The sequence below is a fragment of the Campylobacter sp. 2018MI13 genome (genome assembly GCF_018501135.1).
Classification (GTDB): Bacteria; Campylobacterota; Campylobacteria; order Campylobacterales; family Campylobacteraceae; genus Campylobacter_E.
This window is the reverse complement of sequence record NZ_JAHCZC010000005.1, coordinates 1-12965: the sequence shown is the minus strand read 5'-3', so window position 1 is coordinate 12965 and position 12965 is coordinate 1. Positions and strand designations below refer to the sequence as shown.

Sequence of the window (12965 nt, the reverse complement as noted above, 5' to 3'; positions counted from 1 at the left end):
ATATTTATAAATTGAAAAAACAAAGCTTAAAAAATGATAATTTTGCAACAATTTTTGCTAAATTTTTCGCAATAAAATACTTAAATATTACAAGTTTTCTAATAGTAATTTAGTTGTATTTAAAATGCTTTATATATTGTTGTAGTAGATAAAATATTAATTTATAAAAATTAAATAAATATTTAAAATCTTAAATATTTATTAGTTTTAATTCTTAGTGATAAAAACATAGCTTTAGAATTTCAAATTCTAATTATTCAAAGAAGACTAAAAATACCTTATAACTTTATGATAATACTTACTATATAAAATGTTCTTTTATATTTTAAAAAGGAGAAATTATGGCAATTTCAAGAAGAACATTCCTTAAAGGTTCAGCAATTACAGCTAGTGCGATTACTTGTCCTTTGAGTGCTGATACAAATTTTTATGATATCAAGCAAATCCCACACGCTACACATTTTGGTGCATTTACAGCCGAAGTAAATAGCGAAGGAAAAATAATCAATCTTATCCCACACGAAAGTGATAAAAACCCAAGCGTAATCACTAAAGCTATCATAGATAGAACATATTCAGATACAAGGGTAAAATATCCAAGTGTTAGAAAAAGTTTTTTAGAAGGTAAAAATCGCCCTGATTTAAGGGGTCGTGAGCCTTTCGTTCGTGTTAGTTGGGATGTAGTGCTTGATTTATTATATAAAAAGCTTAAAGCTACAAAACCTGAAAATATCTTTAACGCAAGTTATGGTGGATGGGGTCATGTTGGCTTACTTCATAATTGTAACGCAGTTGCAGGTAGATTTTTTAACACCGTTTTAGGTGGAGCAATAGGCACTGATGGAGAGTATAGTAACGGAGCAGCGGGTAAAGTAAATACTGCTATAGCAGGGGATTTAGAAGTTTATAGTTTGCAAACAAATTACGAGCAAATGATTAAAAACTGCGAAGTTTATGTAATGTGGGGTTGTGATATTTACAAGGATAATCAAATAGATTTTAAGGTAGCTAATCGTGAGAATGATAGTTGGCTTAAAAAATACGCAGCTAGTAATATAAAGTTTATTAACATTGACCCACAATACACAAAAGCAGCAGAAATTACAAAGGCTGAATGGATAAAAATCGTCCCAAATACCGATGTTGCAATGATACTTGGAATGTGCCATTATTTATATACAAGTGGAAAATACGATAAAGAATTTATAGCTAAATATACAGATGGATTTGATAAGTTTTTACCATATTTACTAGGTAAAACTGATGGAGTAGAAAAAACTCCTGAATGGGCGGCTAAGATTTGTGGAATTGATGCGACTAAGATTAAAGAATTATGCGATTTATTCGTTAGTAAAAGAACATTTTTAGCAGGTAACTGGGCAAATCAAAGAGCACATCACGGCGAGCAAGCTGACTGGGCTATCATAACTTTAGCTTGTATGATTGGTCAAGTAGGACTTGCTGGTGGTGGATTTGGCTTTTCTATGCATTATTGCTCGGCTGGTGGAGCGTTTAGTGGAGCGTTACTTCCTGTTGGATTACCACAAGGAAAAAATAGCGTAAATATAAATATCCCTGCAAGTCGTGTAAGCGAAGCTATCCTAAATCCAAATAAAACTATCAATTTTAAAGGCAAAACCTTTACATATCCAGAGATTAAAATGTTTTATGTAGCAGGTGCTAGTGTTTTAGGTCATCATCCAAATACTAATGAATTAATTCATGCTTTAAGACAACTTGAAACAATAGTTGTTCATGAGCCTTGGTGGACGCCGATGGCAAAAATGGCTGATATAGTAATCCCAGCTACAACAACACTTGAGCGTGATGATATAAGTTTTGGTGGTTCATATTCGCAAGATTGGGTATATGCTATGAAAAAAGTAATCGAGCCTGTGTATGAAAGCCGCAATGATTACGATGTTTTCTATGAATTAGCAAAAAGATTTGGCGAAAGAGAATTGGCTAAGTTTAGTGGTGGCAAGAAAGACCATTTAGAATGGATAAGAAGTTTTTATGAGAAGAGTGATTGTATAAATGAAATGGAATTTGATGAGTTTTGGGAGAAAGGCTCACTTCATTTTGAAATTCCAAAAGAAGCTTATGAATTTGTTCGCCACGCTGATTTTAGAAAAGACCCAGTGAATAATAAATTAGCAACAGAAAGTGGAAAATTCCAAATCTATTCACAAAAATTTGCTGATTATAATTTACCTGATTTTAAAGGTCATATAACTTGGTTTGAACCGGCTGAATATTTAGGAAATCAAGAATTAAGCAAAAAATATCCATTCCATTTATTAAGCCCACACCCAAGATATAGAATTCATTCTCAACTTGATAATACTTGGGTAAGAGAGCTTTACAAAATTCAAGGTCGTGAGCCTGTAGTAATTAATACTGAAGATGCTAAAAAGCTTGGTATTAAGCACGGCGAAGTGGTAGAAGTATATAATAATCGTGGTAGATTATTAGCTGGTGCATTTTTAAGTGATGATATTAGAAGTGGCGTTGTAGCTATTCAAGAGGGTGCTTGGTATGACCCTGAAGATGATAAAGATAATGCAAGATGTAATCAAGGTCATGTAAATGTGCTTACTTCATCTCGCCCAACTTCTCAAATGGCACAAGCAACTAGCGTAAATACTTGCTTAGTAGCGATTAGAAAACTTGATAAAAATGAAGCTGTTAAACCATATAAAAACACAACACCACCAACAATTATAGGAGCGTAAAATGAGAAAAATTATAGGATTATCATTAATTACTTTAAGTGCTTTTGCATACAAGCCTGATTATCAGCAAATATTTTTACCAACTCCTGCAAAAGTTGAGACAAAAAAGCAAGAATTTGCTAAAGATATTAGATTTATCTTAGATGAAAAAGCGACAATGCTAGATGAAAATCAAAAGCAAATCGGAACGATTTATGAAGGAACTATGGTTAAGCTAATTGAAACTAAGGGAGATTTAGCTAAGGTTAGTATTAGTGGAGAAGTTGTAGGAGATAAATTAGCTTTTAATAAAAATGCGGAATTTATCTATTTAGAGAGTAAAAACGCTAAGCCTGAAATGAGCTTTTGGGTAAAATCAAGCTCTTTAACTACTGATAAAGACGCTGCTTTTGAAGGTGTTGAGGTGTTTTATTATGATTCTTGCACGAGTTGTCACGCAGCACACGCTCCAAGCGAACACGCAATAGATGAATGGGACGCTTATTTAGGAGCAATGCAAATGAATGCAAAAATTACTGACGAGCAAAAGGATAGAATATTACGCTATATGCAAGCACATTCTAGCAATGGAGCTTTTAAGTAAATTAAAATAGAATTTGTAATTAGGATTAATTACAAATTCTTTTATTATTTTTCTATTTTTATTTTACAATCTAAGCACTCTATAAATGTGCCTTTTTTAAGTTCTTTTATAATCATTATTCCGCCACAATTAGCGCATTTTTCTTTAGCTAGTGGGTATGAGCTAATGAAATTACACTTAGGATAAGAACTGCACCCATAAAATGCACCCCTTTTAGAAAATCTTTGCACCAAATCGCTACCACATTTAGGGCAAGGGACATCTAGTTTTACTAATTCTTTTTTAGGTTTTTCTTCTTTGTTTTCGGTTTTTGTATCGTTTAAATTCCTTGAATATTTGCATTTTGGATAACCACTACAAGCTACGAATTTACCGAATTTGCCTTCACGAATTAGCAATTCTTTACCACAATCAGGGCAATTTTCTCCTAGTTTTTCTACTTGTTTTTGACTTTGAATACTTGTTTTTCCATCGTTGATTTTAGTGATAAATGGCTCATAAAATTCATTTAAAACCTCATCTAAATCACGCCCATGAGTTGCAATCTCATCTAAACGCTCTTCCATATTGCTAGTAAATTTCGCATCTACTATTTGCATAAAATGTTCTTCTAAAAATTCTATGATTTTTTCGCCTTTTTCTGTAGGGATTAGTTGTTTTTTCTCTAACTTCACATAATCTCTATCAATTAAAAGGCTTGTTGTAGGTGCGTAAGTGCTAGGACGACCTATGCCTAATTCTTCAAGTTGCTTAATAAGACTTGCTTCGTTGTATCTTGCAGGTGGTTCTGTGTGTAAGGTCTTTATTTTTGAACTTTGTAAAGTCATTTTATCGCCTTTATTTAAAGCAGGTAAAATCTTATCTCCACTAGCATCATCATTCAATCTTAAATGTCCATCAAAAAGCACTCTTCTTCCACTTAGTTTAAACTTCGCCTTATTACTTGTGATATAAATTGTATTGTTTTCTATCTTCGCATCAGCCATTTGAGTCATTAAAAATCTATCATAAATTAATTTATACAATTTATATTCATCAGCCTTTAAATACTCTTTAGCAATTTCAGGAGTAAAGCTAACATTAGTTACACGAATAGCTTCGTGAGCTTCTTGAGCGCCTTTGCTCTTAGTCTCATAAACTCTTGCTTTAGTCGGTAAATATTCTTTGCCATAGTCTTTTGCGATTTGTTCTCTTGCTGATTTTATTGCTTCTTCGCTTAAGTTTAAGCTATCAGTTCTCATATAAGTAATTGCACCCATAAATCCTGCGTGAGTTTGAACGCCTTCATATAAAGTCTGTGCTAACATCATAGTTTTTTTAGGAGAAAAACCTAATTTAGAACTAGCAGCTTGTTGTAAAGTAGAAGTCATAAAAGGTGGCTTTGGACTATCTTTACGCTCTTTTATACTGATTTCATCTACGATAAAATCCGAGCTTTTAATGTGTTTTAGGATTTCTTCGGCTAAGGCTTTTTCAGTAATGCTTGTTTTTGATAATTTCTTGTTATCAAATTCTATTAATTCTACTTCTAAATCTGTTTTAAACTTAGTATCAAGCTCATAATACTCAATGCTTACGAAATTTCTTATTTCTCGCTCTTTTAAGATAATTAATCTTAAAGCCGCACTTTGAACCCTACCAGCACTAAGTTTGCTTGCTACCTTGCTTGATAATAAGCCACTTAATTTAAAGCCCACAATTCTATCTAGCATACGCCTAGCTTGTTGAGCATTTACGCTATTTAAATCTATTTTTCTTGGGTGTTTAATAGCGTTTAAAATAGCGTCTTTTGTAATTTCGTGAAAAACTATTCTATCATAGCCTAAAACATCTCCGCCTAAGATATTTGCTAGATGATATGCAATTGCTTCTCCTTCTCTATCTTCATCGGTTGCTAGTAAGACTTTAGCACCTTTGCTAAGGCTTTTTAATTCTTTTACTATGTTTGAGTGAGTTTTACTGATTTCATAATTAGGTTTAAAATGTCCATCTTCTATATCAATTCCTAATTTATTTTTAGGCAAATCCCTAATATGACCTTTAGACGCAATTACGCTATATTCACTACCTACAAATCTTGAAATTGTTTTAGCTTTGCTTGGTGATTCTACTATTATTAGGGTATTACTCATTCGTTCTCCTTGATTAAAACATTGGCAAATTCATCATATAATTTTCTATATTCATCGCCAAGTTTTACTAAATCTTTATTTGTGCTAATGTATTCTAAATCCTTTAACACTGCATAATCTTTTAAAAAATTATTTGCATTTTCTTTTTTAAGATAAGTTTTTGCAAGTTCGTTATATACATTTAAAAATTCCTTTTGAAAATCTTCAAATTTTTCTAAATCAACACTTAATAAAGTATCATTTGAAAAGCTTAAAACCTTGCTTTTAAATAATATTGCTAAAAATATCAAACCTTCACAATAATAAGGCTCTATTTCTTTAGTGCTTTTATAAGCCATTAAAGATACTGCTCTACTTGTTATATTTGCTAATAAGGCCTTTTTGTATTTTTCATCAAAATGATTGCAAAAATCATATATCCCACCAGCACTTGCTTTAAATTCTTCAATATTTTTAAATACTCCATTAGTATTCATTAAGCTTTCTGTATCGCTACCTATAAAGAAAATATGTCCTGCTTCGTGTCCAATGGTGCTAATCTCATAAATCTTTTTCCATAAAAACTCATCATTTAATACGCTTTTATTGTAGTCGTTAAAGGCTTTATCAAATACTTTTTGATTTAGCATTGTTCTTGGTTTTGATTTTGTTTTTTTATAGACAAAATCTAAAAATGCAAATATTTTTTTGCCATAATTTGCTGATACAAATTCATCATTTGGCACAACTTGAGCTGAAAATAAGCCATTTAATTCTGCTCCATAATAAAGTATAGGTTTGCTAATATGAAGTTCAATTTTGTCTAAATTAGCTAGGCTTAGATTTAATGCGTTTTGATTAGTTATATTAGCGTTTTTATAAGCTTTATTTAAGCTATTTTTCATCTTATTAACAAAACTTTCACTATTAAAATCATAATTATCATCAATTCTAATATCCCACTCAAGTGCTACTGAATGAGTAAAAGCGTCTTCGTAATATTCTAAAAAATGCCCAACTTGAATGAAGTCTTTTGCCCCCATCCAAGCTATTTCAGCATTTTGCCAAGGCTTTAGGCTAAGCTCTTTACTCATTAAAGCATTTTGCAAGGCTTTAAGATATTTTATATATGCTTCATTTTTATGATTTAATTTAAAAAACTCATTAAAGTATTCATCAATCTTTTTAAATTCTTCTTCAAAATATAAAGAATATGGTAAAAGCTCTGGTTTAGTATCCAAATTAATTGCTATTGCATAAATCCTAGTAGCTATTTCATCATTTTCATCAAGATAATAAAGCTTATTATTTTTTATAAACTCATAAGGATTTTCTAAACTTTTAAAAAATTCATTATTTTTTTCAATTGCCTTATCCCATTTAGGCTGAATACTATTAAAAACAAGACCGATTTTATGCACTAGATTTAATAAATCTACATAAAATTTATCTAAACAAGGGCTTAATTTTTCAATGATTTTTATATGTCTTTGCTCGTAAAATTCTTTTACTCTTTTATATGCTAAATCTTTTGCTTTTGCTAAGTTTATATTATTTTTTTTGCAAGTATTTTCATAATTTGTAGTATTTAGCTCAATAATTCTTAATAAATATGAATTGAAATTCATATCATTTATCTCTAAGCCAAGTTCTTTTAAATCATTATTTATAAGTCTTGCTAAATCGTGATTGCTTGATGAGTTTAATTTGTATAATGAGAATAATTCTTCTTCGTGCTCTTTTATGATTTTTCCTAACATTTTTGCTCCTTTTTTCGCATTTTGCCAAAAAATATTTAAATATGGAACACACTTTGCTATATAAGTAAAAATATTTTTAAACAAGGATAGAAAATGGCAATTTCACCTATGAATAATACTGCTATGAGTGTTAATACAAGTATCGCTGCACAAAATGCTAATACGCTTTCTGATAAGCAAAAATCAGAGGGCTTTAGCCTTGATAATACCATTCATACAAGTGATGTAAAAAAGCAAGAAGCAGATGCAAAAGCCTTAAAAGAAGCCGATGGGACTAATCCAAATTCTAAGATTTCTCAAGAAGCTTTTATGAGATTATTGCTTGAAGAATTAAAGCATCAAGACCCAACAAGTCCAATGGATAGTGATAAAATGCTAACTCAAACAAGCCAACTAGCAGCTCTTGAAACTCAAGAAAAAACTAATAAAACTATGGATGAATTAGCTAAGAGAATGGAATTACTTAGCAATAGTGTAGGAATTGGTATGATTAATGCGGTTGGTAAAATGGCTGTGCTTAAAAAAGATACCTTTACTCACGATGGTAAGGCTGTTGATTTGCCGTTTAACTTATACTTTCCAAATGGTGCTCCAAATGATGTAGTAATAGGTGTATTTAACTCAAATAAAGAGCAAATTGACGCAATTAAAGTTGATAAAGACATTATTCAAAAAGGTAATAATAATTTTATTTGGGATACTAGATATGAAGATGGAACTATTAGAGAGAAAGGCGATTTTAAATTCGTAGCTCAATATGAAGATGAACACGGAAATATAGTTCAAATTCCTAGCGGTTATTTTAAGGTTGATGGGGTTACTTTTGAAGATGGCAAGGCTTATTTAAACGCTTCTGGTATTAAAATTAGCTTTGATGATATAGCACAATTTCAGGATGAAAAACTATGATGCGTTCATTTTATAACGGGGTTAGTGGGGTAAAAACTCATAGTTTTGGAATGGATTTATTAGCTAATAACATTTCAAATATAAACACCGTTGGCTACAAGGCTGCTATGCCTGAATTTAAAGACATATTTTATCAAACAGGCAATGATGTTGGTGGCTTAAATAATTTTGGGGCAAATCAAGTTGGACTTGCTGCAAGTGGTTTAAGCTCAACTTTTTCTCAAAAACAAGGAGCTTTAGTTTCTAGTCAAAATACCTTTGATGTAGCACTTGAAGGCAAGGGATTTTATGGCATAAAAGATTACGATGGTAATACTTATTATACTAGAAATGGGGCTTTTAATATTGATAGCGATTTTAATTTGGTTGATAGTTTTGGAAGATTTGTGCTAGGGACTATGAATGCTGGATTTAATGCGAGTGCTATGAGTGAAAATATTAAAGAAATGTTTGGAAAAGTTAGTTCAAATGCTGGTTTTACAATATCTAATAATGATTTAGATATTAAACTAAACGCACCAAACGCACAAACTCCTATAGCATTACCAAGAACACTTTTTATGAATGCAGTAGCAACTACAAATGTAAATATTAAAGCAAATCTTAGCAATGCTTTTCATGAAGAAGATAAGTATATAAATCTTGATAATATTGAATTAGAAATTGATAATAATAAAAGCACTTTTAAAGCAAGTAATCTTGAGCCTAATGCTAGAATTTTATTAGAAGTTGATAGGGGAGATGGAAGCGATACTATAGAAGCATTTGCTGATGAGTTTGGGAATTTAGAAAAGACAATTAGCGGGAATGTAAATAGCTTTAGTGCAAGGCAAGTAAAGACTATTAATGTAGGTGCTAATAATAAATTTGATATAGCAACTTATGATGCGAATGGAAATATTAGAAAAATTGATTTGCAAATACAAGCTATTGATAAGCTTAATTTCAAAGCTACTGCTATTTTAAAAGATACTCAAGGAAATACTATTAGTGAAGCTAGTGGGAATATTATTTTTAATACTGATGGTTCATTAAATACAAATGAATTAAATCAAATAGATGGAATAAATCTAAATCTAGGAAGCCCAAGAGTTGATGGCAAGGGTGGATATGATGGATTAACTTGTATTGATAATGCAAAAATAGAGCATTATGTAGAAGCAAACGGCTATCCAGCAGGAGTTTTAAAAGATTATGCTATTGATGAAAGGGGTAATATATTAGCTAATTTTACCAATGGTAAATCTCAAGCTGTAGCTAAGTTTGCAGTGTTTAATTTCGTAAATGAGCAAGGCTTACATAAAAATGGAGAAAATGAGTTCAGCACTACTCCTGATAGTGGAAATCCTATATTTTTTACCGACGCAAATGGTAATGTAATAAACTCATATAAAATCAAATCAAATTATTTAGAGCAAAGCAATGTGGATTTAGGCACGGAGCTTACTCAAGTGATTATTTTTCAAAAGGCTTATGAAGCAAACGCTAAGAGTATCACAACAGCCGATCAAATGCTAAAACGCGCAATAGAGATGAAAAAATAATACAAAATAAATTATATTTAGCACAATTTTTCGTGTTTAATATAATTAAAAATATATTTTAAATAAATTATTTAGTATAAAAATATTTAAAAATTGTGTGTTTTATAATTAATTTAGAATTTAAAATATGTATTTTTGTGTTATTGTCTTTTTAGATAAAGTTAATTTTTATTTTCTTTAGCTTTTAATATATAAATTAATTTTTATTAATATTTGAAATATTAAGAAAGTATTGTAACTAGGGATTTTAAGAAAAATTTTATGAATAAAATATAATTTAAAAAATCATAATTTTTATATGTTTAAGTTTTATTTAATAAATTAAATATATAGTTCTCGTGCAAATTTATTCAAAGGAGACACAATGAAAAAACGTAACAAACCTGTTGCTGGGGGGGGGTATTTTAAAGTTATCTCTTGCAGCTAGTGCATTAATTTTCTCTCAAGGCTTAATTGCTGATGAGCTACAAACTTCAAATCAAAACACACAATTAGAAAATCCAAAGGAAACAAACTTACAAGGTATAAATTCATCACCTTCAAACTCAACTGGAACTCCAACTGCTGAAAATAAAGAACCTTCTGTAGAGAATAAGGAACCTTCAGTTGAAAACAAAGAACCTTCAGTTGAAAACAAAGAACCTTCAGTTGAAAACAAAGAACCTTCTGTAGAGAATAAGGAACCTTCAGTTGAAAACAAAGAACCTTCTGTAGAGAATAAGGAACCTTCTGTAGAGAATAAGGAACCTTCTGTAGAGAATAAAGAACCTTCAGTTGAAAATAAAGAACCTTCTGTAGAGAATAAGGAACCTTCTGTAGAGAATAAGGAACCTTCAGTTGAAAATAAAGAACCTTCTGTAGAGAATAAGGAACCTTCTGTAGAGAATAAGGAACCTTCTGTAGAGAATAAGGAACCTTCTGTAGAGAATAAGGAACCTTCTGTAGAGAATAAAGAACCTTCAGTTGAAAATAAAGAACCTTCTGTAGAGAATAAGGAACCTTCTGTAGAGAATAAGGAACCTTCTGTAGAGAATAAGGAACCTTCAGTTGAAAATAAAGAACCTTCTGTAGAGAATAAGGAACCTTTAGTTGAAAATAAAGAACCTTCAGTTGAAAATAAAGAACCTTCTGTAGAGAATAAGGAACCTTCTGTAGAGAATAAGGAACCTTCAGTTGAAAATAAAGAACCTTCTGTAGAGAATAAAGAACCTTTAGTTGAAAATAAAGAACCTTCTGTAGAGAATAAGGAACCTTCAGTTGAAAATAAAGAACCTTCTGTAGAGAATAAAGAACCTTTAGTTGAAAATAAAGAACCTTCTGTAGAGAATAAGGAACCTTCTGTAGAGAATAAGGAACCTTCAGTTGAAAATAAAGAACCTTCAGTTGAAAATAAAGAACCTTCTGTAGAGAATAAGGAACCTTCTGTAGAGAATAAAGAACCTTCAGTTGAAAATAAAGAACCTTCTGTTGAAAATAAAGAACCTTCTGTAGATACAAAAGACCCTGATGAGCCGAAGAAAGAAGGTCAAGTAGATGAAAATCAAAAAGATGAAGCAAGTAAAGAAGATGGTTTAAAAGCTGAAGATACTCCAAAAGTAGATGAAGTTCCAAAAACTGAAGATAAAAAAGAAGAAGTTAAAGAGCCAGAATCAAGCAAAGAAGATACAAATAAAGAAGATGCAAATAAAGGTGAAGAAGATAGCAAAAAAGATGAAGCTACTAAACCAATCAAACCTGATGTAAGCACACCAGCTGTCCCAGAGAAATCTCCTGAAGAAGTTAAAAAAGAGCAACTAATCAAACAAACAGAAGAAATAGTAAAAAATCTAGGCAATCTAGGAAATATGGCAAAAGATAAAGTAAATGAACTTGTAACTATCCTAGTAGATAGCGGAGTAAAAGATTTAGCGACATTTAATGCAAATAATTTAGACGCTACTACAAAAGCAAAAGTTCAAACAGCAGCAAATGCAATAGCAACAAAAGTAATTGATAATGAAAAATCAAATATCACAAGCAATGCTCTAGGTGCGTTTAATGTGCAAATTAATAATATGAATAAGCGTTTAGGTGAGATTAGGGGATTAAATTCTGATATTGGAACTTGGTTTAGAGCTTATGGCGGAAGATTTAGCGATAGTAGCAATCATATTAATTTCTACTCAACTCAATTTGGTGCTGATAAGATGAGTAATTTAAGCGATGCTGATGTGATAACTGGTGCAATGATAGGATTTGATAAAGTTAATGCTGATACTAAGGCAAATGGCTTTAATATTGGTGTATATGGAAGTTATATCCATAATAATGGTTTATTTGTTGATAGCGTTTTAAAATATGCAAATACAAGCTTTAAAAAGACTGGCGTAGAGTTTAAAAAACAAAACTCTGTATTATTAAGCGTTGAAGGTGGATATAGAGCTAAGATTAATGAAAAAGCTTATGTAGAGCCAAGTTTAGAAATAATCACTGGTCGTGTAGGTAAATATGAAGCTAAGAGTAAGGCTAATACAATAAGTGTTAAATCATTTACGCCAATTATGATTAAGCCACAAGTTTATACAGGTATAGAACATAAAGACTTTGTATTTAGAGCTGGAGTTGGTGCTGTAGTTAATGCAAAAAAACAAGAAGCTGATATAGTAATCAACAATATCGTAAATGGAATTGATGCAAAAGCTAAAACTAAGTTAAATAGCAATAATCACGGATTTGCAAGTGTAGGTGGTAGCTATAAAGTAAATGATAATCTAAGAATTAATTTAGGCGTAGAAAAGAGCTTCGGAAGTAAGTTCAAAAAAGACTATGAAGTAAATGCAGTTATTAGATATACATTCTAATTTGTTTAAAGCTTAAGGTATTTAAACCTTAGGCTTTAAAATAAAAATAATTTAGTATGATATTTTTATATTTAAATTATTAAAGGAGTTTTGATGGCTACAAGTAAGGATTATTTGGAGTATGTTTTAGACTTATTTGATGGATTGAATATAAGATATAAATATATGTTTAGTGAATATATGCTGTATTATAAAGATAAGGTTATAGGTGGTATTTTTGATAATCAGTTATTATTAAAGCATTAAATATATAAATGAGCTAATTTTATTACCTTTTAAAAGAGCAAAATTAGATATTTTGTTATAAAGAAGATAAAGAGCTTTTGAGTATGATTGTAATAGCAATGGTTGATGAATTGCCAAATCCTAAAAAGAAGCTTAAAAATAGTAAAGATTGTATTAGTAATTAAAATATTTATAAAAATTCTTAATTTTTAAATTCTCATAGCTATTTTGATTGAAATCTTGTGAAAAGTATTTAAT

Annotated in this window: 8 protein-coding genes; 6 read left to right on the top strand and 2 right to left on the bottom strand. The window is 30.5% G+C overall.

Features of this window, described 5'->3' with window-relative positions; genetic code table 11:
• The first annotated feature begins 341 nt into the window (after nt 1-341).
• Together KJQ99_RS01085 and KJQ99_RS01080 are read left to right on the top strand one after the other, a co-directional pair.
• The gene (locus tag KJQ99_RS01085; RefSeq protein WP_214149757.1) at nt 342-2735 is read left to right on the top strand and encodes a molybdopterin-dependent oxidoreductase; all 2394 of its coding nucleotides are present in this window, start codon (nt 342-344) and stop codon (nt 2733-2735) included.
• A 1-nt stretch (nt 2736) separates the two neighbouring features.
• Complete coding sequence (locus tag KJQ99_RS01080) at nt 2737-3318, top strand: hypothetical protein (protein WP_214149756.1); 582 nt, start codon at nt 2737-2739, stop codon at nt 3316-3318.
• Between the two features lie 44 nt (nt 3319-3362).
• Here the strand turns inward: KJQ99_RS01080 and topA are convergent, their stop codons facing one another.
• On the bottom strand, nt 3363-5450 hold the full coding sequence (topA, locus tag KJQ99_RS01075) for a type I DNA topoisomerase (RefSeq protein ID WP_214149755.1): 2088 nt from the start codon (nt 5448-5450) through the stop codon (nt 3363-3365).
• Nucleotides 5447-7189: an invasion protein CiaB gene (gene ciaB, locus KJQ99_RS01070; RefSeq protein WP_214149754.1), complete on the bottom strand. Its 1743-nt coding sequence runs from the start codon at nt 7187-7189 to the stop codon at nt 5447-5449. Before ciaB ends, topA begins: the two co-directional genes overlap by 4 nt.
• Before the next feature lie 93 nt (nt 7190-7282).
• On the opposite strand from ciaB, the gene KJQ99_RS01065 reads away from it, so the two are divergent.
• From KJQ99_RS01065 to KJQ99_RS01050, 4 genes are all read left to right on the top strand, one after another.
• A complete protein-coding gene (locus KJQ99_RS01065; protein WP_214149753.1) occupies nt 7283-8098 on the top strand; it encodes a flagellar hook capping FlgD N-terminal domain-containing protein in 816 nt (271 codons plus the stop codon).
• Complete coding sequence (locus KJQ99_RS01060; protein WP_214149752.1) at nt 8095-9642, top strand: flagellar hook-basal body complex protein; 1548 nt, start codon at nt 8095-8097, stop codon at nt 9640-9642. The genes KJQ99_RS01065 and KJQ99_RS01060 overlap by 4 nt, the downstream gene beginning before the upstream one ends.
• 386 nt (nt 9643-10028) lie before the next feature.
• Entirely contained in the window at nt 10029-12482 is a 2454-nt protein-coding gene (locus tag KJQ99_RS01055; protein ID WP_214149751.1) for an autotransporter outer membrane beta-barrel domain-containing protein, read from the top strand.
• 93 nt (nt 12483-12575) lie between these two features.
• Complete coding sequence (locus KJQ99_RS01050; protein WP_214149750.1) at nt 12576-12728, top strand: hypothetical protein; 153 nt, start codon at nt 12576-12578, stop codon at nt 12726-12728.
• Nucleotides 12729-12965: the final 237 nt, after the last annotated feature.